Genomic DNA, 22,691 nt, shown 5'->3' with positions numbered 1-22,691 from the left:
GCTCTCGTTGGATGCCGACCGCCCGCGACCTGGTTACGGGGCACGCCTCAGGGCGTGGGACGCCCGGAGAGCTGTTCGGTGACCTTGAGCAGCGCGGAGTGGTCCAGCGAGCCGTAGCCCATGGCTCGGCCCGCGGCGACGAGCTGGGCGACCAGTCCGGTCAGCGGGAGCGACACGTCGGCCGCCCTTGCCGCGGCCAGCGCGATGCCCATGTCCTTGTGGTGCAGGTCGATCCGGAAGCCCGGGGTGAACTCGCGGGCGACCATCGTCTCCCGCTTGAGGTCGAGGATCCGGTTCGCGGCGAGGCCGCCGGCCAGCACGTCGAGGCCGGTCTTGGCGTCGACTCCGGACGCCTCCATCAGCACGATGGCCTCGCCGACCAGGCCGTAGATGCCGCCGACGAGCAGCTGGTTGGCCGCCTTGACCACCTGGCCCGCACCGTGCGGGCCGACGTGCGCGATGGTCCTGCCGACCACCTCGAACAGCGGCCTTGCCGAGGCGAAGTCGGCCTCCTCGCCGCCGACCATGATCGACAGGCTGGCCTGCTTGGCGCCGGCCTCGCCGCCGGACACCGGGGCGTCCAGCACGCGGATGCCGCGCTCGGCCGCGGCTTCGGCCACGGCGATGGAGGTCTCGGGGCGGATGGTGCTCATGTCGATCAGGAGCGTGCCGCTGTCGGCGTTCGCGAGGACGCCGCCGTCGCCGAGCACGACCTCCTCGACGTGCGGGTGGTTGGGCAGCATGGTGATGACGACGTCCGCGCCGGCCACCGCCTCGGCGACGCGTGCCGCGCCCCGGCCGCCGGAGGCCGCCAGCCGCTGCACGGCCTCGGCGCTCACGTCGTAGCCGGTGACCTGGTGGCCGGCGTCGACGAGGTGCGCCGCCATCGGCGAACCCATGATGCCTAGGCCGATGAACCCGATTGAGGTCACGGTGGGGTTTCCTCTCTGCTGTCGTCTGCTCAGGAGCTGCGGCGGGCGGCTGGCAGCCAGCCGAAGCTGTCGGCGCTCTGGCCGCTCGGCTTGTACTCGAGGCCGACGTGGCCCCGGTAGCCGCCGGCCTGGAGTCGGCCGAGGAGGCCGTCGAGGTCGATCGAGCCGGTGCCCGGTTCGTTGCGGCCCGGCGCGTCGGCGATCTGCACGTGCCCGATCCGGTCGGTGTGCTCGGCGAGCACGGCGGCGACGTCGTCGCCGTTGACCGTGAGGTGGTAGAGGTCGGCGAGCAGCCGGAGGTTGGGGCTGCCGACCCGGTCGATGACGGCGAGCGCGTCGGCCGCGGTCAGCAGCGGATACCTTGGCGCGCCGCTGACCGGTTCGACGAGCACGACGGCGTCGATGCGGTCGGCGGCCTCGGCGGCGAGCGCGAGGTTCTGCGCGGCGAGGTCGTCCTGGTGCGCCGGGTCGACGCCGTCGACGCGGTTGCCGTACAGGGCGTTGAACGCGCGGCAGCCGAGCTGGTCGGCGATGCCGACGGCCACGTCGAGGTTGTCGCGGAACTCGGCGGACCTGGCGGGCCAGGAGACCGCGCCCCGGTCGCCCGCCGGCAGGTCGCCGGCGAAGAAGTTGAGCCCGACCAGGCGTACCCCGGCGTCCCGCACGGCGGCGACGAACCGGTCGACGGCGTGGTCGGCGGGCACGGCGGTGTCGAACGGCCACCAGAACTCGACGGCGTCGAAGCCGGCCGCCCTAGCCGCTGCGGGGCGGGCCAGCAGCGGGAGCTCGGTGAACAGGATCGACAGGTTGACGTCGTACCGCAGCGAGTGCTGAACCACGGCGCCTCCTCGGGAGTTGATTTCGTATTACGGAAACTTGCTTCCGTCTAGTGAGAGATTAGCGAGCAGGCGGCATGCGGTCAACGGGTCCGCGTGCCGGGCGGTCGATGGGCGAACAGACTGTTGACAGCGACTTGCACCACTCGTAGCGTCCTGCAAACGGAAATGAGATTCCGCCATTCAGAAAAGACGAGAGGGAGCGCGCATGGACGAACTCGGGCTGGACGGGTTCAACGCCGCCCCCGCCGAGGACCTCGCACCGCTGCTCGCCGAATGCCTCGCGGTGCCGCACTGGGTCGCGTCCGTGCTCGCCGCGCGGCCCTACTCGAGCGTCGACGACCTGCTCGAGACGGCCGACCGCGCCGCGAACGAGCTGTCGCCCGAGGAGATCGAGTCGGCCATCGCCGGGCACCCCAGGATCGGCGAACGGGCGAAGCAGCCCGGCGTCTCGGCGAGCTGGTCGAGCGCCGAACAGTCCGGAGTGGACGGTCGGGACGCGTCGCTGGCCGAGCGGCTGCTCGCCGCCAACGTGGCCTACGAGAACCACTTCGGGCACATCTACCTGGTCTGCGCGACCGGCCTCAGCGGTGAGCAAATGCTCGCGGACCTCGCCGAGCGGATGGCCAACGACCCGGCGAGCGAGCTGCGGGTGGTCAACCGGGAGCTGGGCAAGATCGCCCTCCTGCGGCTGCGTCGGGTGGTGGGCGCGTGAGCCTGGTGACCACCCACGTGCTCGACGCCGCGCAAGGTCGGCCGGCCGTCGGCGTGCCCGTCGTCCTTGCCGCGCAACGGGAGTCGGGCTGGCAGACGCTCGCGCGGGGGCACACCGACACCGACGGCCGCGTGCGCGAACTCGGTCCCGACGAGCTGGCGGCCGGCGTGTACCGGCTGACCTTCGACACCGACGCCTGCTTCGCCGGCGCCGGCTTCTACCCCGAGATCACCGTGACCTTCCGGATCACCGATCCGACCGCGCACCACCACGTCCCCATCCTGCTCAGTCCATTCGCCTTCACGACCTACCGAGGGAGCTGACACATGGCCATCACCCTTGGCCCCAACCAGTACGGCAAGGCCGAGAACCGTCTCGTCACGGTGACCCGCGAGGGTTCCGTGCACACCGTCAAGGACCTGACGGTCAGCACCTCGCTGCGGGGCGACCTCGTGGACACGCACCTCACCGGCGACAACGCCAACGTGCTCGCCACCGACACGCAGAAGAACACCGTGTACGCCTTCGCCAAACAGGCCCCGGTCGGCGAGATCGAGGACTTCGCGCTGCGGCTGGGCCGGCACTTCGTCGCGACGCAGGAGGCGATCACCGGCGCGCGCGTCCTCATCGACGAGCACTCGTGGGTACGGATCCCGGTCGACGGACGGCCGCACGACCACTCGTTCGCCAAGTCCTCGGACGAGAAGCGCACCACGGCGGTGACCGTGGACGGCGACCGCGCGTGGGTGGTGTCGGGGCTGCGCGACCTGGTGGTGCTCAAGTCGACCGGGTCGGAGTTCCACGGCTACCCGCGCGACAGGTACACGACGCTGAAGGAGACCACCGACCGGATCCTGGCGACCTCGGTGACCGCGCGCTGGCGCTACCAGTCGCTGGAGGTCGACTGGCGCAAGAGCTTCGACGAGGTGCGCAGGCTGATGCTGGAGGCGTTCGCCGTCACGCACAGCCTCTCGCTCCAGCAGACCCTCTACGCCATGGGGCGGACGGTGCTTGAGGCGCTGCCGGAGATCGCCGAGGTGCGGCTGTCCATGCCCAACAAGCACCACTTCCTCGTCGACCTCAGCCCGTTCGGGCTGGACAACGACAACGAGGTGTTCTACGCGGCCGACCGCCCCTACGGCCTGATCGAGGGCACCGTGCTGCGCGACGACGCCGAGGACGCCGGCCTGGCCTGGCACACCCTGCCCTCCTTCTGACCGAACACCCTCCGGGCCCGCAACGCCGTCGCCCTCGCGGCGTTGCGGGCCCGACATGTACGCAGGACAAGATCGACGCACGTCGTAGCCGAGCACCAGCACCACGGAGAACCAGCAACGCACCCTTCCGGTCCCCTGGAGCAGCCTTGACCACCACGCAGCGCCACCCGGTAGACCAACTTCCCGCCCTGTTCCCGCTGATCGCCGGCGGCGTCCAGCACGTCGCGGCCATGTACGCAGGAGTCGTCGCCCCGCCGCTGATCATCGGCGCCGCCGTCGGCCTCTCCCCGACCGAACTCGCCCTGCTGATCAGCGCGAGCCTGTTCACCGCCGGCCTGGCGACCCTGTTGCAGTCGTTGGGGTTGTGGAGGTTCGGCGCCCGCCTGCCGTTCATCAACGGCGTGTCCTTCGCCGTGGTTGCCCCGGTGCTGGCGATCGCCAAGGAACACCAGCGCGGCGACGCGCTGCCGGTGATCTACGGCTCGATCATCGTGGCCGGCGTGCTCGCGGTCTTCCTCGCGCCCTACTTCGGGAAGCTGACCAGGTTCTTCCCGGTCACCGTGAGCGGGGTGGTGATCACTCTGATCGGCCTGTCGCTGCTGCCGGTGGCGATCAAGTGGATCCGCGGCCAGGACCCGCACGCGGTCGGCTACGGGTCGCCGCGCAACGTGCTGCTCGCGGTGGTGACGCTGGTCGTCGTGTTGGTGTGCAACAGGTTCCTCACCGGCGTGCTGAACCGGCTGTCGCTGCTGATCGGGCTGGTCGTCGGGACGCTGGCGGCGTGGCCGCTCGGCGTGCTGGACACCTCGGCGATCACGCAGGCCCCGGTGTTCAGCTTCGTCACCCCGCTGCACTTCGGCGCGCCCCGGTTCGACGTCGCCGCGCTGGTGTCGATGTGCATCGTGATGGTGGTGGCGATGACGGAGAGCACGGCGGACATGCTGGCGCTCGGGGAGGTGGTCGACCGTCCGGTCACGGAGACCACCATCGCGAACGGGCTGCGGGCGGACGGCGCGGCGAGCGCGCTCAGCGCGCTGTTCGGCGGGTTCACCTGCACGGCGTTCGCGCAGAACATCGGGCTGATCGCGTTGACCAGGATGTTCAGCCGGTACGTGGTGGCGGCGGCCGGGGTCGTCCTGGTGCTGCTCGGCCTCTTCCCCGTGGCGGGCGGGGTGGTCGCGCTGGTGCCGCAACCGGTGCTCGGCGGGGCCGGGCTGGTGCTGTTCGGCTCGGTCGCGGTCAGCGGCATCAAGGCGCTGGGCGTGGCCGGCCTCGGTGACCCGGCGAAGGTGATGATCGTGGCGGTGTCGCTGGGTGTCGGGCTGGTTCCCATTGCCGCGCCGGACTTCTACCAGCACTTCCCGGCCGCCGTGCAGACGGTGTTCGACTCCGGCATCAGCGCCGGCACCGTCACGGCGGTGCTGCTGAACCTGGTCTTCGGGCGCCGCCCGGTCCCCGTTCCCGCCTAGCGCGGTCCCCGTTCCCGCCTAACGTGGTGGGCGGGTCCGGCGGGAAACGCCGGACCCGCCCCGGTCAACGCTTCGCAAGGGCTCGGAGTTCGTCCCTGCTCAGGCCGGTCACCCGCTGCACCTCGGCCGGGTCGAGCGCGCCGCAGTCCAGCGCGCGCAGGAACGAGGTGGACAGGGCCTGGGCGGTGGCCGGCTCGTCGAGGATGCCGCCGCCCGCCTTGGCCACGTACGCGGTGAGCCTGCGCGCGTCGGCCTCGGCGCCGCGCAGGTAGTAGGCGTGCACGGCCGCGTAGCGGGTGACCAGCTGCGCGGGGTGCAGGTCCCAGCCCTGGTAGAAGCCGTGTTCCAGGGACCGGCGGACCAGGTCGAAGTGCGTGCGCCAGCCGTGCCGCACGGCCGAGGCGTCGCCGACCGGGAGGATGATGGTTGAGCCGTCGGACAGCCGGACTCCGGTGCCGGCCGCCGAGACCTGCATGACGTGCCTGGCGAAGTCGCAGGCGCCGTGCGCGAGGTGCTGGTGCGCGGCGCCGAGGCCGCAGCCCGCCGTGTAGTCGTAGGTGCCGAAGTGCAGCCCGGTGACCCGGCCTCGGCCCGCGGTGATGAACCCGGGCAGCGCCAGCCGACCCGAGTCGTCCACAATGGACTGGGTGGTCTCCACCTGGACCTCGAACCGCAGCGCGCCGTCGCGCAGGCCGAGCCGGCTCTCCAGCAGCGCCAACACCTCGACCAGCACCTCGACCTGCTCGACGGCGGTCACCTTGGGGAAGGTGACGACGAGGCCGGGCGGCGGCGGTCCGGCCGCGAGCAGCGTGCTCAGGAAGACGTCCAGGGTGCGGATGCCCCGGTCGCGCAGTGCGGCCGTGTCGAAGGACTTCATCCGCAGGCCGAGGTGCGGCGGGGCGACACCGTCGCGGTGCCAGCCGGCCACGATCAGCGCGGTGCGCTCCGCGTCGGCGTCCTCGGTGTCGTCCCCGGGCGCGCCGTAGCCGTCCTCGAAGTCGATCCGCAGGTCCTCGATCGGCTCGGCGGCCAGCTTCGCGGCGATCCTGGTGTGGATGATCGGGGCGAGCCCGTCGGGCAGGTCGAGGACGGCGGCCAGCTCGCCGGGAGTGCCGGCGTGCTCGCGCAGCGCGGCGAGCGCCCGGCTGCCCCAGTCCAGCACGAGGTCCTCGCCGACCTGGCCGGCCGGCACGTAACAGGTGTGCACGGGCTGCCGCCCGCCGTGGTCGCCGGGATGGCGCGCCGCCCGACGGGCGTCCACATCGGACAGTCGCGCGGTGAGGGCGCGGACCGCGTCGGGGTCCAGTGCGCCGCGCGGCATCAGGCAATCCGCTCGTAGGCCGCCACGGTCAGGAAGTCGACGAAGTCCTCGTCGAGGGCGACCCGCTCGAACAGCTCGCACGCCGGGTCGAGGTGCTCGGCGGCCAGCTCGCCGGCCAGCGCGAGCTTCGTCGCGGCCAGCACGGCGCGCACCAGGTCGGCGGTGACGGTCTCGCCGGTGTCCAGCACGACGCCGTTGCGCACCCACTGCCACAGCTGCGAGCGGGAGATCTCCGCCGTGGCCGCGTCCTCCATCATGTTGTGGATCGCGGCGGCCCCGTTGCCCGACAGCCAGGCCGCGAGGTAGCGGACGCCGACGTCGACCGCGGCGTCCAGCCCGCGCCGGGTGGTCGCGCCGCCGCCGGAGCGCACGTCGACCAGCTGCGCCGCGGTGACCTCGACGTCCTCGCGGGCGCGGTCGAGCTGGTTGGGCCGGTCGCCGAGCACGCCGTCGAAGATCTCCCGGCACACCGGCACGAGGTCGGGGTGCGCGACCCAGGAGCCGTCGAAGCCGTCGCCCGCCTCGCGCGTCTTGTCGTCGCGGACCTTGGCGAGCGCCCGCTCGGTGACCTCGGGGTCGCGGCGGTTGGGGATGAACGCGGCCATGCCGCCCATCGCGAACGCGCCGCGCCGGTGGCAGGTGCGGACCAGCAGCTCGGTGTAGGCGCGCATGAACGGGGCCGTCATGGTGACGCTGTCGCGGTCGGGCAGCACGTACTGGGCGCCCGCGTCGCGGAAGTACTTGATGATGCTGAACAGGTAGTCCCAGCGACCCGCGTTGAGACCGGAGGCGTGCTCGCGCAGCTCGTAGAGGATCTCGTCCATCTCGAAGGCGGCCGGGATGGTCTCGATCAGCACGGTCGCCCTGATGGTGCCCTGCGGGATGCCGAGCTGGGCCTGCGCCTGGGTGAAGACCTGGTTCCACAGCCGGGCCTCGAGGTGGCTCTCCATCTTCGGCAGATAGAAGTACGGGCCGCTGCCCCTGGCCAGCAGCTCGCGCGCGTTGTGGAAGAAGTACAGCCCGAAGTCGACCAGCGCGCCGATGGCCGGCCGGCCGTCGATGACGATGTGCCGCTCGTCGAGGTGCCAGCCGCGCGGCCGAACGACGATGGTGGCCCGTTCGCCGTCCTCGCGCAGCGCGTAGCGCCTGCCCTGCGGCGAGGTGAACTCGATGGTGCCGCGCACCGCGTCGAACAGGTTGACCTGCCCGGACACCACGTTGTCCCAGTGCGGGGTGTTCGCGTCCTCCAGGTCGGCGAGCCAGACCTTGGCGCCGGAGTTGAGCGCGTTGATCGCCATCTTGCGCTCGGTCGGGCCGGTGATCTCGACGCGGCGGTCGCGCAGGTCGGCCGGTGCCGCCGCGACCCGCCACTCGGACTCGCGGACCTCCCGCGTGTCCGGCAGGAAGTCGAGGTGGCCGCCTGCCGCGATCTCGGCCCGGCGGCGTGCCCTGCGGGACAGCAGCTCGTCGCGCGTGCCGGCGAACGAGCGGTGCAGTCCGGCCACGAACTCGAGCGCCTGCGGGGTGAGGAGCTGATCGCCGCGCTCGACCTCGCTGCCGAGGACACGGGTGTCGGACATGGGGCCCACCTCTTTCGTCGTGCCGAGACGCGGTGCCGACACAGCCGGCAGCCGGCGTAACTTGACCACCGGAAGTTCTACTTTGCGGACTATAGTTTTTGCATCGCGGAACTGCAACGATAGTAATCGGGCATCCCGCCCGGTCCCTAGGATCCGCAGCAACACCTGAGAGGAGTCGCCTGTGGCACCGCAGAAGCCAGCGCGGGAGACCTCCGGCGGCGTGCAGTCCCTTCAGCGCGCGTTCGACCTGCTGGAACGGCTGGCCGACGCCGGAGGGGAGGCCAGCCTGTCCGAGCTGGCCATGACCTCGGGGCTACCCCTGCCGACCATCCACCGGCTGATCCGCACCCTGGTCACGCTCGGCTATGTGCGCCAGAACACAAACCGCCGGTACACGCTCGGGTCGCGGCTGATCCGGCTCGGCGAGAGCGCGAGCCGGCAGTTCGGCACCTGGGCGCGGCCGTACCTGATGGAGCTGGTCGACCAGGTCGGCGAGACGGCCAACCTCGCGGTGCTGGACGGCGACGAGGTCGTCTACGTCGCGCAGGTGCCCTCGAAGCACTCGATGCGGATGTTCACCGAGGTGGGCAGGCGGCTGCTGCCGCACGGCACCGGCGTCGGCAAGGCGATGCTGTCGCAGCTGCCCGAGCAGGAGGTTCGCGGGCTGCTGGAGCGCACCGGGCTGCCCGCGTACACGCCGGGCACGATCACCGACGCGGACGTGCTGATCAAGCATCTCGGGCAGATCGCCGAGCAGGGCTACGCGATGGACGAGAGCGAGCAGGAGCTCGGCGTGCGCTGCATCGCCGTGCCGCTGGTCGGCGCGCCGACGCTGGCGGCCGTGTCGGTGTCCGGGCCGGAGGGGCGGCTGACCAAGGACGCCGTGTCGCGGATCCTGCCCGAGGTGCTGCGCATCGCGCAGCGGTTGTCGACCCAGTCCGCCCAGCTGTCGTAAACGAGAAGTGGCTCTGTGGGGCCATGTCCTAGCGCCGGGCCACAGAGCCACTTCCGTTCGCTGACCCGGGTCAGGGCAGCGGGATCGCGTCGATCGTGAAGGGCAGCGTCGGGCTGGTCCGGTTGTACTGGAACTCGGCGACCAGCAGGCGGCCGTTGGCGGGCAGCACCGAGGACGGGAAGGCGAACCTCGGGTCGGCGAGGTCAGCGTGCAGGGTGCCGCGCGACCAGTCGGCGTTCAGGCGCAGCGCGGTGACCCGGTCGGCGGCGTTGCGGGCCATGTAGAGGGTGTGCCCGGACAGGTTCATGCCGTCGATGTACGGGTAGGTCGCGCCGCCGAGGTCGACCTCGATCACCTGCTTGGTCGCGGTGTCGATCCGGTAGAGCCTGCCGGTGTTCGTGGTGCCGATGAGCAGGTGCCGGCCGTCGTGGCTGGCCACGATGCCGTTCGCGTTGGCGCCGGCGAGGCCGGGACCCGACTGGTACTTGAACACGCTGCCGGTCAGGTCGAGCCAGCGCTCGATCGCGAACCGCCCGCGCTCGTCCTGGTGGATCCGGAAGACGTTGGGCCGCGACGAGTCGTTGACGTAGACGCTGCCGTCCGGGGTGACCACGAGGTCGTTGAGGAAGCTGCCGGTGTCGAACCCCGCCGTGCTCAGCTCGCTGAGCAGCGTGCCGTCCGAGGCGCGGTAGACGTCGACCAGCTGGGCCGTGCCGCGCGCCACGAACAGGTGGCCGTGCCGGTCGGCCTTCACGCCGTTGGCGCTGGGGTGCGCCGCGTCGCCGGGGATGAACGGGTGCAGGTCGGGCTCGTGCAGGGAGCCCCGGTAGACGGTCCCGTTGACGAAGCTGGTGACGTAGATGGTGTCGGTGCCCGGTTGCCTGGTGATGCTCTCCGGGTACGCAGTCGGGTCCGGCAGCCGGTACTGGGCCGGCAGGCCGGCGGCTGATGCGCCCGGCGAGGCGGCCGTCGCGCCGCCGAGGGCGAGCGCGGTCGCGGCGAGCAGCAGGGGAACGCGGGTGAACAGGTTCGTCATGTCAGCAAAGTTAGCAGAACTCTGTCGATGAGTTGAACTCTTATCTTCAACAGAGCACCTAGCAAGACCAGGGCTCGCCGAAGACCCGGCCGGGTGGAGCTGGTGACTCAGCCAAGACGGGAACGGGCCGTTCCAGGCGCTCGGCGTCTGGAACGGCCCGTTGGTGACCTCCCGGCGGAGCCGGATCCCTACAGGGAGAACAGGTTCAGGTTGTTACTGACGTCGAAGAAGGCGTTCCAACTGTTGTCGCTGTTGTGGATGCGAAGCCCCGCGTAGGAGGAGCTCGCCGACATCGCCCAGCCGGTGGAGTTGATGTGCTGCGGCAGCGAATAGAACCCGCCGCCCTCGTTGTAGCTCTGGTAGCCGACGTTGTCGGTTCCCTTGTAGGACACGAAGATCTCGTTGAGACCGGAGTAGATCGAGGTGGCGGTGGCGGTGGTCGCCGTGCTGAGGGTGGTCGTGTTGGCCAGCGTGGCGGCAGCGGTGAAGTTGGCCGCGTTCGGGTGCTGGTTGGCGTCGGTCCACCCGACGATCACCCCGAGGTTGGTAGCGGTGTCGTCCCAAGCCAGGGTCACCCCGGTAGCGGAGGTCTCGGAGAGGACGACCTTCTCGCTGGGGACCATGGGCTGGTTGTTGGCGCAGTTGCTGATCTTGGCGATGTTCAGGTGCTGGTCCCAGCCGGTCCAGCCGAGGTAGACCTGGCCGTCCACCGAACGCGCCAGGGTCGCGCCGTTGGGGCTGGAGTCGCCGAGCGTCGTCTGGCACTGGAGGAAGGATCCGTTGACGATGGAGCCGTCGAAGTACGCCAGGTGCAGGTTGTGCGCGCCGGGGGTGCCGTCGGCCCAGGCCAGGTACACCCCGGTGCCGGCGGCGACCAGACCAGGACCGTCGCCGGCGCTGTAGACGGAGCCGATGGCGTACTGGTTCATGTGCTGAAGGTCGGTGGTGGAGGCGAAGTAGAGCAGGCTCAACCCGTTCGACAACTTGTTGCCGTTCCAGGCGGCGTACACCGTGTTGGCCCCGGTGGCGCTGGTGACCACCGCCAACGCCGGCCGGCCAACGCCCGGCTGCCCGGTCGAGTTGGGCCCGGCGGCCGCTGCGGTCCCTGCCCCGAGCACCAGCGCGGAGGCGACGGCAGCGCAAGCCACAACGGCTTTCCGTAACGTGAATCGCATGTGAACACCTTCTGTGAGGTGGCTCCGGCCACCGTGCTCAGCGGCCCGCGTAGATCATTACAGGGGCCGCCGTCGCCGCGTGTTCGTTCGACAACTCACGCTGATGCCTTGCACGCACCGTGCTCACCGAAAACGACCTACCCGCCGCAGCAGGCGCCAAAGCCGAGCCTCGCCGACTGGCTAGCCCAGCAGGGCGTCCACGAACGCGCCGGGCTCGAACGGCGCGAGGTCGTCCGGGCCCTCGCCGAGGCCGACCAGCTTCACCGGCACGCCGAGCTCGCGCTGCACCTGAAAGACGATGCCGCCCTTGGCCGTGCCGTCGAGCTTGGTCAGCACGATGCCGGTGACGTCGACTACCTCCGAGAACACCCTGGCCTGGGTCAGGCCGTTCTGGCCGGTGGTCGCGTCGAGCACGAGCAGCACCTCGTCCACCTCGGCCTGCTTCTCCACCACCCGCTTGACCTTGCCGAGCTCGTCCATCAGGCCGGTCTTGGTGTGCAGGCGGCCCGCCGTGTCCACCAGCACGGTGTCCACCCCGGCGACCACCCCGCGCTTGACCGCGTCGAAGGCCACTGCGGCCGGGTCGGCGCCCTCGTTGCCGCGCACCACCTCGGCGCCGACGCGGCTGCCCCAGGTCGCGAGCTGTTCGGCGGCGGCGGCCCTGAACGTGTCGGCCGCGCCGAGCAGCACGGTGCGGCCGTCCGCCACCAGCACCCTGGCGAGCTTGCCGGTGGTGGTCGTCTTTCCGGTGCCGTTCACGCCGACGACGAGCACCACGGCCGGCTTGCCGCCGTTGGCCGGGTCGCCGTGCGGCAGCGCGCGCACCGCGCGGGGCATGGCCGGGTGCAGCGCCTCGACGAGCACCTCGCGCAGCAGCGCGCGGGCCTGCTCCGGGTTGCGCACGCCGCGCGTGACGATCTCGCCGCGCAGCTTCTCCACGATCTCGGCGGTGGTCGCCGCGCCGAGGTCGGCGAGCAGCAGGGTGTCCTCGACGTCGGTCCACGACTCCTCGTCGAGGTCGCCGCCGCCGAGCAGGCCGAGCAGGCCCTGCCCGAAGGTCGACCGCGAGCGGGCGAGCCTGCCGCGCAGCCGCTCCAGCCGGCCCGAGGTTGGCTCGATCTCCTCGGCCTCGACGACGGGCTCCGGCACAACGACCGGCGCGGTGACGGGCGCGGTGACCGGCTCGGCGGCCGGGGGCCGCTGCGCGGGCACCGGCGCGGTGGCCGGCTCCTGCTGGGCCGGCACCGGCTCCGTGACGGGCTCGGTCCTAGTCGCCGCAGGGGCCTGCTCGTCGGGCAGGGTGACGTCGACGATGCCGCGCCGCTTGGAGTCGCGAGGCACCGAGGCGTCGTCGCCGACCCCCGGCTGGCCGTCGACCTCGGTACGCTCACCGGCGGGATGCGCTGGCGGGGCGGGTGTGCCGCCCGGTGCAAGGCTGATGCCGCCGCCGGTCTGATAGCCGCCGCCCTTGGGCTTGCGCTCGGCCTTCTCCTTCTCGGCGAGGCTGATGCGCCTGCGGCGGGCCAGCACGATGCCAGCCACCAGAACGATCGCGAGCACGGCGACGACGGCGACGAGGATCCAGATCAAGGCGGTGGTTGACACCCCGTCATCCTCGCATCCAGCAGCGACGCGCTCACCTCAGCCGCCTAGGTGAGCAATAAACTAGATACTGCTTGATCACGAGAATCATTCACTCGGACTCTTGCGAAGTCCTTCGCTGTGCAATAGACCACACCCGTGGAACTCACGCGGGTGATCGGACTGATCTCCGGCACGTCGATGGACGGCATCGACGTCGCCGTGGCCGACCTTCGGCTGACCGGGGACGAGATCGAGCTGATCCCGCTCGGCAGCGGCGGCTACGACTACCCGGCCGAGCTGCGCGCCGACCTCGTCGCGGCCATGCCGCCCGCCGACTGCTCGGCGCGTCGGCTGTGCGAGCTGGACACCGGGATCGGCCAGGCGTTCGGCCGGGCGGCCAGCAACGCCCTCGACGCGTTCGGCGACGGCCGCGCCGACCTGGTCGGCTCGCTCGGCCAGACGATCTACCACTGGGTGTCCGGCGAGCACTGCCTCGGCACCCTGCAACTGGGCCAGCCCGCCTGGATCGCCGAGGCCACCGGGCTGCCGGTGGTCGCCGACCTGCGCACCCGCGACGTCGCGGCGGGCGGCCACGGCGCACCGCTGGCCAGCACGCTGGACGCGCTGTGGCTCGGCGGCCTCGCGGCGAGCACCGGCCGGCCGGTGCTCGGCCTGAACATCGGCGGCATCGCCAACGTCACCGTGGTGACCGACGGCGGCCGGCCCCTCGCCTTCGACACCGGACCGGGCAACGCGCTGCTCGACGCGGCGGCCGTGCGGATCTCCGGCGGCACGCTGCGCCAGGACACCGGCGGAGCGATCGCCGCCAGTGGGCGGGTGCGGCCCGACCTGCTCACCGCACTGCTCGCCGACCCCTACTACGCGGCCCCCGCGCCGAGGTCCACCGGCAAGGAGCACTTCAACGCGGACTACCTGCGCCGCGTGCTGGGCACGATCGCGGACGTCACCGCGCCCGACCTGCTGGCCACCCTCGTCGAGCTGACCGCGCGCACCATCGCCGACGCGTGCCGCCGGCACCTCGTGCCCGGCGCCACCGTGGTCGCCTCGGGCGGCGGCCTGCGCAACCCGACGCTGACGGCCGCGCTCGCCGCCGCGATCGCGCCGGCCGACCTGGTGGACAGCGCCGCGCTCGGGCTGCCCGGCGACGGCAAGGAGGCCTACCTCGCCGCGCTGCTCGGCTTCCTGACCTGGCAGGGCGTGCCGGCCAACGCCCCGGCGGCGACCGGCGCGGCCGGGCCCCGGCTGCTCGGCAGCATCACCCCTGGCAGGGGGCCGCTGCGGCTGCCCGAACCGGCCACCAGCACCGTCACCCGGCTCCGGGTGCTCGAACCCGAGACGACCCCAGCAGCAGGAGGAGCCAGTGCGCGCCGTTGACGTCGCCATCATCGTGATCTACCTGATCGCCATGCCGGCGATCGGGGTGTTCCTCGGCAGGAAACAGCGCTCCGCCAAGGACTACTTCGTCGGCGAGCGCAGCCTGCCGTGGTGGGCGGTGTGCTTCTCGGTGGTGGCCACCGAGACCTCGACGCTGACCGTGATCAGCACGCCGGGCCTGGTGTTCGGCAACGCCTTCCTGTTCCTGCAACTCGCGCTCGGCTACATCGTCGGCCGCACGATCGCCGCGTTCGTGCTGCTGCCGCAGTACTTCCGGGGCAACCTGGTCAGCGCGTACGAGTTCCTCGGCAAGCGGTTCGGCCGCACCCTCCAGGGCACCGCGTCGGTCACGTTCGTGATCACCAGGCTGCTCGCCGAGGGCGTCCGGCTGTTCGCCGGGTCGATCCCGATCAAGGTGATCCTCGACCACTTCGGCGTGCACACCCAGTACTGGCACATCGTGGTGATCCTCACCGCGTTGACGCTGGTCTACGCCTACGTCGGCGGCATCCGCGCGGTGGTCTGGGTCGACGTGATCCAGCTGACGCTGTACCTGGGCGGCGCGATCGCCGCGGTGATCGTGCTGGCGAACAAGCTGCCGGCCAACTGGACGTCGATGGCCTCGGGCGCCGGCAAGTTCCACCTCGTCGACTTCGGCCTGAACCTGGTGACCAGCCCGTACGCCTTCGTCACCGCGCTGGTCGGCGGGGCCGTGCTGTCGATGGCCTCGCACGGCGCCGACCAGCTCATCGTGCAGCGGCTGCTGGCCACCCGCAGCCTGCGCGACGGGCAGAAGGCGCTGATCGGCAGCAGCATCGTGGTGTTCGTGCAGTTCACGCTGTTCCTGGTGGTCGGCGCGATGCTGTGGGCCTACTACGGCGGGAAGTCGGTGGCGCAGCTCGGTTTGCAGAGCCCCGACGACGTGTTCCCGAAGTTCATCGTCGAGGACCTGCCCGTCGGCATCTCCGGACTGCTGATCGCCGGCGTGCTCGCGTCCACCATGGGCGCGCTGGCCTCGGCGCTGAACGCGCTGTCCACCTCGACCGTGGCCGACCTGTACCAGCGGTTCGCCAACAAGGCGTTGCCGGACAAGAGCCTGCTGCGGCACGGACGGCTCTGGACGCTGGTGTGGGCGCTGGTGTTCATCGTGTTCGCCTCGATGTTCTCCACCACCAAGAACTCCGTGATCGAGCTGGGGCTGAGCATCACCGGCTACACCTACGGCGCGCTGCTCGGCGCGTTCCTGCTCGGCCTGCTGATCCGCAGGGCGAGGCAGGTCGACGCGGTGATCGCCTTCCTGGTGACCGTGGTCGCGATGGCCGTGCTCATCCTCGGCGTGAAGTTCACCAAGAGCGGCGCGTTCCTCGGCCTGAACTTCGCCAAGGCGGACGGCAAGACGACGTTCGCCCTGGCCTACCCCTGGTACACGCTGTCCGGCGTGCTGATCACGCTGGTCGTCGGCGGGCTGTTGTCGTTGCGGCACAGCGGGGTCCGCGCGCCGGAGCCGCCCGAACCCGAGGCGGTCTCCGACGCGCTGGCCAGCTAGTGTGGAGTCCAGCCTAGCTGGTTTCCGCTTCTGGGCGCCGGCGGTAGGACACCAGCTCAAGGTGCACGTGGAAGCCGAGCTTGGTGAACATCCGCCGGGACGCCTCGTTGGTGCCGGCGATCGCGGCGGCGGCCTGCTGCCGCGCGCCGTGCCGCGCGGCGAGCTGCCACACCAGCTCCGTCACCAGCAGCCTGCCGATCCCGCCGCCTCGGTTGTCCGGCTCGACCGCGACGAAGTCGACGAAGTACTCGTCCTGCTGCACCTTGCCGCCCGCGTAGCCGAGGACCTTGTTGTCCCGCAAGGCAACCACGACGGTGTGGTCACCCTCGACGAGCTGCCGGCCGGTCAGGTAGGTGTTGGGAAAACAGCGCTCGTGCAGGACCGCGACGGCCTCGTGGATCGCCGGATCCGTCGGCAGCGTGCGGGTTTCCAGCCCGGACTCGGCGGCGGTCTCGTGCACCAGCAGGGTGCGCAGGTTCGCGCCGTCCAGGACGAAGATGCTGCTCGGCTTGCCCGCAGGGAAGCCGTGCCGCTTCGCGAACGCGGCCATCCTGCGGTGCTCGACGTGGCCGTACAGCTCGACGTCGGCGATGCCGGCCATCGCGGGCAGCCGCTGCGCGGCGGCGTAGAGGGAGTCGGCGGTCTGGTCCCAGATGCGGCTGCCGGCCGGGTGGTTCACCGGCACGTCGACGTAGGGGCCGTACAGCCAGGCGCGGCCGAGGTCGGGGTTGACGTCGACGCTCAGCACGCCGGCCAGCCTGCCGGACTCGTCGGTCGCGAGGACGGCGTTGGCCGCCCAGTCGGGCTTGAACTCGGCAAGTTCCTCGGTCAGTTCCTCGACCGTCACGCCGTGGTAGCCGATGTGGTGCGCCGGATCGGCCTGCAAGCGAGCGAGCAGCGCCAGCACGGCGTCGGCGTCGCCCTGCTCAGCGAAACGGATGTGATGCATGCTCGAATACTCACCCGAGGACACTCGGGAAGCGAGGAAGTTTTCGCGAGACGCCTGACCGAGGGAGACCACGTGGACGGGGTAGTCGTCACGGACGCGCCGGAGCGCGCCAGGTACGAGGCGCACATCGACGGGGTGCTGGCCGGTTTCGCGGAGTACCGCAGGAGCGGTGACGTGTTGGCGATCCCACACACCGAGGTGGACCCGTCGTTCGGCGGCAGGGGCGTCGGCAGCGAGCTGGTCAGGCAGGTCATGGACGACCTGCGCGGGCGGGGCCTGCTGGTCCGGCCGCTGTGCCCGTTCGTGGCCGCGTGGATCGAGAAGAACCCCGACTACGCCGACCTGCTCGACCCCGCCTACGCGGCGGACGACCTGGGCTGACGGCCCGGGGCGGGAGGAACGCCCTCCCACCCCGGCCCGTCCGGTTCCGCCGGTTCAGCCCTCAGCCGAACAGCTCGGCGATGATCTCCATGTCGATCGGGGCCGGCGTGAGGCGGTAGCCCTCCGGCGGCTCGATCCCCAGCAGGTTCCTGACCAGGAAGTCCCACCTGCGCCGGCTGACGTAGTGCTCGTAGCCGAAGAACGCGTGCTCGGCGCCGGGCACGATGAGCAGGTCGAAGTCCTTGTCGGCGGCGATGAGCCGGTCGACCAGCCGCAGCGTGAGGTGCGGGTGGACGTTGTCGTCCATGCCGCCGTGGATCAGCAGCAGCTTCCCCTCGATGCGGTCGGCCAGCTCGACGTTCGACGTGCGCAGGTAGTCGTTCTCGCTCGCCGGACCGTCGTAGGTCTCGGCCCACCACAGGTGGTAGAAGCGGTTGTCGTGGTTGCCGGCCTCGGCGACGCCGACCTTGTAGAACTCGGGGAAGGTGCCCATGGCCCGCACGGTGGCGAACCCGCCGCCGGACAGGCCGAAGATGCCGACCCGGTCGAGGTCCATCCACGGCCGGCTCTCCGCGAGCTGCCGCAGCGCGGCCACGTGGTCGACCAGGCCGCCGCCGTCCTGGAGCCGCCCGTAGGAGGCGTCGTGGAACGCCTTGTCGCGGCCGGGGGTGCCCCGCCCGTCGACGGCGACCACGACGAAGCCGAGCGCGGCGGCCGCCTCGGCGTCGTGACCGAGGATGCCGGGGTCGAAGGCCGAGCTGCCCCTCCGGATGTGCGGGCCGGGGTAGGGGTGGTCGATGACCGGGTAGCTGCGCCGAGGGTCGAAGCCGTGCGGCAGGTACAGCACGCCGTGGATGTCGGTCTCGCCGTCGGCCGCCTTGACCCGGAACGGTTCCGGCGGGCTCCAGCCCGTCGCGACCAGCCCGGTGATGTCGGCGCGCTCCAGCTCCACGGCGACGCGGCCGGTCCAGTCCCGCACGGAGATGACCGGCGGGGTCTGGCTCGTCGATGCCGAGTCGATGAAGTACTCGGCGTTCTCGGCCACGGTGACGACGTGGTCGAGGTCGTCGTCGGTGATCCTGGCGAAGCCGGAGCCGTCCAGCCCGACCCGGCACACCGACCGGCGGTACGGGTCGGCCTCGACCAGGCCGGAGGCGACGAAGTACACGACCCCGGCCGCCTCGTCGACGTGCAGGATCTCCTGCACCGCCCAGCGTCCCGAGGTCACCTGCGCGTGCAGCTCGGACCGCAGGTCGACCAGGTACAGGTGTCCCCAGCCGTCGCGCTGGGAGTACCAGAGCACCTCCCTGCCGCCGGAGAGCACCCGCACCATGGGCTGCTGGGTCTGCTGCTGGGCCGGCTCCACCCTGGTCGCGCCCGACTCGGTGAGCAGGGTCGTCACCTCACCGGTCGCCGGGTCGAGCCGGTGCAGCGAGAGGGTGCGCACGTCGCGGGACTGCCGCAGGTAGTGCACGGCGGAGCCGTCCTCGGCCCACCACGCCCAGCCCGTCGTGATCGGCGACATGAGCGGCATCAGCAGCGGCTCGGTGTTCGCCCGCACGGCCGCGCCGGTCGCGACGTCGAGCACGACGAACTCGCCGAGCGGCACGTGCTCGTCCCCGGGGAACGCGTACCGCTGGGTCACCAGCCTCGGCTCGCCGCCGTCCGCCGGCATCGCCTCGACCAGGTGGGTCTGCCGGACGGCGCGCTGGTCGGTCAGGTGGGTCAGCACGCGCGTCGAGTCCGGTGACCAGGTGACGGCCGGCGGCAGGTACGGCAGGCCGATCTTCGCCAGCAGCACGTCCGGCGTGAACGGGCTGGCGCCGTACTGCCGGTCCGCCTCGCCGTCGGAGGTCAGCGCCCGCTCCGCGCCGTCCTCGACCGACCGCACCCACAGGTCGTGGCCGTTGAGGTACACCGCGTGCTTGCCGTCCGGCGAGGTGATGTCGAGGAAGCTGCCGGGTGGTCCCGCGTCCGCCCGTTCGCACACGTAGGTGTCCAGGTCGCACCGCCAGGACGACTCGAAGGCGTCGAACTCGACCGCGCCGCCGGTGAACTCGATGGCCTCGAAGGGCAGCTTGGCCGCGTCGACCTGCTGGCCGGCCGCGGAGGCCAGCGCCGAGGCGAGCCTGCCGTGGTCGAACGCGGGCTCGCGGGTGCCGGCCGCCGGGTCGACCAGGACGAACTGCCTGCCGGCCGCGGTGCGCAGCGAGTACCAGAACCTGACACCGCCGTCGATCCACTGTGGACGGACCTTGTCACCGAAGACGAGCTTGGATCGGTTGTGCCGCAGCAGTTGTTCCGCCGACCGGTAGGCCGAGGCGTCGAGTCGGGTGGTCTCCATGGCGTTCTTCCTTCTTATTCTTGGGGTTGCCGGCGGGGGCCGCGTGTCGACCCCCGCCGGTGGATGCCGATCCGTGGTCAGTTGCTCGGGGCGAGGACGGCGTCCGTCTCGGCCTCGGCGGACTCGGACGCGCCGGACCTGGTGTCCCGCATGAGGAAGACCGCGAGCACGGCCGCCCCGACGACGCCGATCGTGCCGCCCCAGAAGCTGGCGGACATGGCGCTGGTGAAGGCCTCGCGGGCGGTGTGCGCCAACCCCGCGTCGCCGGACTGGGCGGCCGAGGCGAGCGCGTCGCCGATCGAGCGCCTGGCCTGCTCCGGCGCCGAGTCAGGCATGGCGCTGGTGTAGGTGCCGGACAGCACGGCGCCGAGGATGGCGACGCCGAGCGCGGCGCCGGCCTGCTGGATGGTGTCGTTGACCGCGGAGCCGACCCCGGCGTGCTCGCCGGGCACGGCGCCCATCAGCGCGCCGATGGCCGCGGGCTGTGCCAGGCCGCCGCCCGCGCCCATGACGACCATGGCCACGGCCAGCATCCCGAAGCCGGAGTCCGAGGACAGGTTCGCCAGCAGGCCGAAGCTGGCCGCGATCACGAGCAGACCGATGACCGCCGTGACGCGGTTGCCGATCTTGCCGACCAGCTTGGCGCCGATGGCGTTGAACAGCAGCGCGGCCACCGCGAGCGGGGTGAAGGCGAGGCCGGTCTCGGTCGGCGAGTACTTCAGCACGAACTGGAGGTACTGGGTCAGCACCAGCATCAGGCCGCCGTTGGCGAAGGTCAGCAGCACCAACGAGAAGCTGGCCCCGGTGAAGACGCGGTTGCGGAACATCGTCAGCGGGATCATCGGGGACTCCGTGCGCAGCTCCCAGATCACGAACCAGACGAGGCTGACCACGGTCACGGCGAGCGCGATGAGCGTCCTGGCGTTGCCGAGGCCGTCCTTGGGCAGGTCGTTGATCGTCCAGACCAGGGCGGCCATGCCGACCATGGACAGCACCATGCCCAGCGGGTCGGCCTTGCGCCACGGCCCCTTGGACTCGGGCATGAGGGCCATGGCCGCGATGATCGCCAGCGCCGCGATCGGGATGTTGATCAGGAACACCGCGCCCCACCAGAACTTGGCGATCAGCAGGCCGCCGAGCACCGGGCCGCCGACGAGGCCGACCATGGCCACCGCGCTCCAGGCCGCGATCGCCTTGGGCCGCTCGTTCTCGTCGAACACGGTGATCAGGATCGACAGGGTGCTCGGCATGATCAGCGCGCCGCCGACGCCCATCAGGACGCGGGCCAGGATCAGCTCGCCTGGGTTGTGCGCGACGGTGGCCAGCACCGAGGCCGCGCCGAACAGCGCCAGCCCGATGATCATCACCTTCCGCCTGCCGTAGCGGTCGGCGAGGCTGCCCGAGGTGAGCAGCAGTCCGGCGAAGACCAGCATGTAGGACTCGATGATCCACTGAACGTCCTGCGCGCTGGCCTTGAGGTCGGCCACGATCGGCGGGACGGCCACCGTGAGCACCATGTTGTCGATGACCAGCACCAACGTGCTCAGGCAGAGCACGATCAGGATCAGCCAGCGACGCGGGTTACGGACTTCCATCGGACACCTTTCAAACGTGGTGAGGGCGTGGTTGAGCACGGCCGGAGCACTGGACGGCTCCGCGCCGGAGGTGGTTGGGGCAGGGTTGGGCTGGGCCGGAGCGTGGCGCGGCTCCGGTCCTGGCGGATGCGGGCGTGGTTCAGCCGGGCCGGAGCCCTCGGCGGCTCCGGTCCTGGCGGTGGATCGGGTTGGTCAGGCCCCTGCGGGCGGCACCCACTCGACGAGCTGGACGACGACGCCGTTGGGGTCGGTGAGCCGCAGGAGCCACTCGCCCCAACGTTCCTGGCGCAGCGACAGGGTGATGTTGGCACCCTCGCGGCGCAGCCGCTCGTGCTCGCCGGCGATGCCGGTCACGGTGAACGACACGATCACGTGGGCGGATCCGTGGCCGCACGGCGGCTGGGACGGCAGTTCGAGATCGCGCGGCTGGAGCAGGATGTCGGGGGCCGAGTCGTCGCGGCCGAGCCAGGTGAAGTCGTCGACCACCTCGATCTCGCGGAAGCCGAGGTGGGTGGTGAAGAACCGGCTGGACGCGGCCACGTCGTCGACGTGGAGCGACACGGTCGATGCGACGACGTTCACGAGGTCGCCGCTCCCCCGCCGACGCACCGCCCCGATCGCCGCTTTGTTGCGTGAACAATGGTCATGTCAGACTCCTCCCCGTTGTTCCGGTCCGTTGTGTCCAAGCATCGGCGCTGGCCAGGGCGCGAACAACGGCCGATCTTGCAACGTGGGTTAACCCAGAGGTTCACGGAACGGGAGTGCGTTGGAGCTGCGGGACATCGAGATCTTCCTGACCCTGGCCGAGGAGCTCCACTTCGGACGGACCGCCGAACGGTTGCACGTGTCGCCGGCCAGGGTCAGCCAGGCGATCAAGAAGCAGGAACGCGGCATCGGCGCCGAGCTGTTCGAGCGCACCAGCCGTCAGGTGGTGCTCACGCCGGTCGGGATGCAGCTGCGGGACGACCTGGCGCCCGCCTACCGGCAGATCCAGGACGCGATCAGCCGCGCGGCCACGGCGGGGCAGAGCATCACCGGCGTGCTGCGCGTCGGCTTCTCCGCCGCGTGGTGCGGCAGTCTCATCGTGCAGGCCGCCGACGCCTTCCGCGCCAGGCATCCCGGCTGCGAGATCGAGATCCAGGAGGTGCCGCTGCACAACCGCGTCGGGCTGCTGCGCTCTCGCGAACTCGACCTCCAGCTCACCGAGTTCCCCGTCGACGAGCCCGACATCACCAACGGGCCGGTCATCTTCTCCGAGCCGCGCGCGATGGTGGTGCCGGCCGGCCACCCGTTCGCCGGGCGCGAGTCGGTGACCTGGGAGGACATGGCGCACTCGCCGATCATCACGATCGCGGGGCCGCCCGCGTACTGGCTCGACTACCACCTGCCCAGCCGAACGCCGGCGGGCACACCCGTCGAGACGGGAGCGGCGACCGTCGCGTGGCAGGAGGTGTTGTCGCTGGTCAGCGCGGGCAAGGGGGTCTGCACGACCGCCGTGCGGGCACGCGACTACTACTCGCGACCCGACCTCGTCTACGTGCCGTTCAGCGACGCGCCGACCGTCGACTTCGGGCTGCACTGGCTGGCTGCGGGCGAGACCGTCAAGCTCCGCGCCTTCGTCAGGACGATTCTCGACCTGACCGGCGACCAGGGCTGAACCA

General features: G+C 71.1%; 20 protein-coding genes. 9 read left to right on the top strand and 11 right to left on the bottom strand.

The window, feature by feature from the left end:
• Window positions 1-47 precede the first annotated feature (47 nt).
• Both F0L68_RS33065 and F0L68_RS33060 read right to left on the bottom strand, forming a co-directional pair.
• Complete coding sequence (locus tag F0L68_RS33065; protein WP_149853799.1) at window positions 48-932, bottom strand: 2-hydroxy-3-oxopropionate reductase; 885 nt, start codon at window positions 930-932, stop codon at window positions 48-50.
• 29 nt (window positions 933-961) lie between these two features.
• A complete protein-coding gene (locus tag F0L68_RS33060; protein WP_149853798.1) occupies window positions 962-1,771 on the bottom strand; it encodes a hydroxypyruvate isomerase family protein in 810 nt (269 codons plus the stop codon).
• Window positions 1,772-1,976: 205 nt separating this feature from the next.
• Between F0L68_RS33060 and uraD the strand changes: the two genes are divergently transcribed.
• The 4 genes from uraD to F0L68_RS33040 all read left to right on the top strand — a co-directional run bounded on the left by uraD (window position 1,977) and on the right by F0L68_RS33040 (window position 5,169).
• Complete coding sequence (uraD, locus tag F0L68_RS33055) at window positions 1,977-2,483, top strand: 2-oxo-4-hydroxy-4-carboxy-5-ureidoimidazoline decarboxylase (protein ID WP_149853797.1); 507 nt, start codon at window positions 1,977-1,979, stop codon at window positions 2,481-2,483.
• A complete protein-coding gene (uraH, locus tag F0L68_RS33050; protein ID WP_149853796.1) occupies window positions 2,480-2,806 on the top strand; it encodes a hydroxyisourate hydrolase in 327 nt (108 codons plus the stop codon). The genes uraD and uraH overlap by 4 nt, the downstream gene beginning before the upstream one ends.
• Before the next feature lie 3 nt (window positions 2,807-2,809).
• Window positions 2,810-3,700: a factor-independent urate hydroxylase gene (gene pucL, locus F0L68_RS33045; protein WP_149853795.1), complete on the top strand. Its 891-nt coding sequence runs from the start codon at window positions 2,810-2,812 to the stop codon at window positions 3,698-3,700.
• A gap of 146 nt (window positions 3,701-3,846) precedes the next feature.
• Entirely contained in the window at window positions 3,847-5,169 is a 1,323-nt protein-coding gene (locus F0L68_RS33040; protein WP_223199343.1) for a nucleobase:cation symporter-2 family protein, read from the top strand.
• A 64-nt stretch (window positions 5,170-5,233) separates the two neighbouring features.
• On the opposite strand, the gene F0L68_RS33035 is transcribed toward F0L68_RS33040, so the two are convergent.
• Together F0L68_RS33035 and aceB are read right to left on the bottom strand one after the other, a co-directional pair.
• Complete coding sequence (locus F0L68_RS33035) at window positions 5,234-6,490, bottom strand: DUF6986 family protein (RefSeq protein ID WP_149853794.1); 1,257 nt, start codon at window positions 6,488-6,490, stop codon at window positions 5,234-5,236.
• Window positions 6,490-8,070: a malate synthase A gene (gene aceB, locus F0L68_RS33030; RefSeq protein WP_149853793.1), complete on the bottom strand. Its 1,581-nt coding sequence runs from the start codon at window positions 8,068-8,070 to the stop codon at window positions 6,490-6,492. The genes F0L68_RS33035 and aceB overlap by 1 nt, the downstream gene beginning before the upstream one ends.
• Before the next feature lie 181 nt (window positions 8,071-8,251).
• On the opposite strand from aceB, the gene F0L68_RS33025 reads away from it, so the two are divergent.
• Complete coding sequence (locus F0L68_RS33025) at window positions 8,252-9,025, top strand: IclR family transcriptional regulator (protein ID WP_149853792.1); 774 nt, start codon at window positions 8,252-8,254, stop codon at window positions 9,023-9,025.
• Between the two features lie 70 nt (window positions 9,026-9,095).
• Here the strand turns inward: F0L68_RS33025 and F0L68_RS33020 are convergent, their stop codons facing one another.
• The 3 genes from F0L68_RS33020 to ftsY form a co-directional block, all read right to left on the bottom strand.
• Window positions 9,096-10,061: an SMP-30/gluconolactonase/LRE family protein gene (locus F0L68_RS33020; protein ID WP_149853791.1), complete on the bottom strand. Its 966-nt coding sequence runs from the start codon at window positions 10,059-10,061 to the stop codon at window positions 9,096-9,098.
• A 188-nt stretch (window positions 10,062-10,249) separates the two neighbouring features.
• Complete coding sequence (locus F0L68_RS33015) at window positions 10,250-11,236, bottom strand: hypothetical protein (RefSeq protein ID WP_149853790.1); 987 nt, start codon at window positions 11,234-11,236, stop codon at window positions 10,250-10,252.
• A 180-nt stretch (window positions 11,237-11,416) separates the two neighbouring features.
• Window positions 11,417-12,841 carry a signal recognition particle-docking protein FtsY gene (gene ftsY, locus F0L68_RS33010; protein ID WP_149853789.1) on the bottom strand — a complete coding sequence of 475 codons (1,425 nt, stop codon included), beginning with the start codon at window positions 12,839-12,841 and terminating at the stop codon, window positions 11,417-11,419.
• A gap of 177 nt (window positions 12,842-13,018) precedes the next feature.
• On the opposite strand from ftsY, the gene F0L68_RS33005 reads away from it, so the two are divergent.
• Both F0L68_RS33005 and F0L68_RS33000 read left to right on the top strand, forming a co-directional pair.
• Complete coding sequence (locus F0L68_RS33005) at window positions 13,019-14,215, top strand: anhydro-N-acetylmuramic acid kinase (protein ID WP_149853817.1); 1,197 nt, start codon at window positions 13,019-13,021, stop codon at window positions 14,213-14,215.
• A complete protein-coding gene (locus tag F0L68_RS33000; protein WP_149853788.1) occupies window positions 14,202-15,761 on the top strand; it encodes a sodium:solute symporter in 1,560 nt (519 codons plus the stop codon). Before F0L68_RS33005 ends, F0L68_RS33000 begins: the two co-directional genes overlap by 14 nt.
• A 13-nt stretch (window positions 15,762-15,774) precedes the next feature.
• Here the strand turns inward: F0L68_RS33000 and F0L68_RS32995 are convergent, their stop codons facing one another.
• Complete coding sequence (locus F0L68_RS32995; protein WP_149853787.1) at window positions 15,775-16,710, bottom strand: GNAT family N-acetyltransferase; 936 nt, start codon at window positions 16,708-16,710, stop codon at window positions 15,775-15,777.
• A 72-nt stretch (window positions 16,711-16,782) separates the two neighbouring features.
• Between F0L68_RS32995 and F0L68_RS32990 the strand changes: the two genes are divergently transcribed.
• Window positions 16,783-17,091, top strand: coding sequence for a GNAT family N-acetyltransferase (locus F0L68_RS32990; protein ID WP_223199341.1), 309 nt, complete (start codon window positions 16,783-16,785; stop codon window positions 17,089-17,091).
• 61 nt (window positions 17,092-17,152) lie between these two features.
• On the opposite strand, the gene F0L68_RS32985 is transcribed toward F0L68_RS32990, so the two are convergent.
• The 3 genes from F0L68_RS32985 to F0L68_RS32975 all read right to left on the bottom strand — a co-directional run bounded on the left by F0L68_RS32985 (window position 17,153) and on the right by F0L68_RS32975 (window position 21,612).
• Window positions 17,153-19,435: a S9 family peptidase gene (locus tag F0L68_RS32985; RefSeq protein WP_149853785.1), complete on the bottom strand. Its 2,283-nt coding sequence runs from the start codon at window positions 19,433-19,435 to the stop codon at window positions 17,153-17,155.
• 77 nt (window positions 19,436-19,512) lie between these two features.
• Window positions 19,513-21,030: an MFS transporter gene (locus F0L68_RS32980; RefSeq protein ID WP_149853784.1), complete on the bottom strand. Its 1,518-nt coding sequence runs from the start codon at window positions 21,028-21,030 to the stop codon at window positions 19,513-19,515.
• 192 nt (window positions 21,031-21,222) lie between these two features.
• The gene (locus F0L68_RS32975) at window positions 21,223-21,612 is read right to left on the bottom strand and encodes a VOC family protein (RefSeq protein ID WP_149853783.1); all 390 of its coding nucleotides are present in this window, start codon (window positions 21,610-21,612) and stop codon (window positions 21,223-21,225) included.
• A gap of 184 nt (window positions 21,613-21,796) precedes the next feature.
• On the opposite strand from F0L68_RS32975, the gene F0L68_RS32970 reads away from it, so the two are divergent.
• The gene (locus tag F0L68_RS32970; RefSeq protein WP_149853782.1) at window positions 21,797-22,687 is read left to right on the top strand and encodes a LysR family transcriptional regulator; all 891 of its coding nucleotides are present in this window, start codon (window positions 21,797-21,799) and stop codon (window positions 22,685-22,687) included.
• Window positions 22,688-22,691: the final 4 nt, after the last annotated feature.

Source organism: Solihabitans fulvus (genome assembly GCF_008386585.1).
Taxonomy (GTDB): domain Bacteria; phylum Actinomycetota; class Actinomycetes; order Mycobacteriales; family Pseudonocardiaceae; genus Solihabitans; species Solihabitans fulvus.
This window is presented reverse-complemented; position numbering and strand designations above follow the sequence as displayed.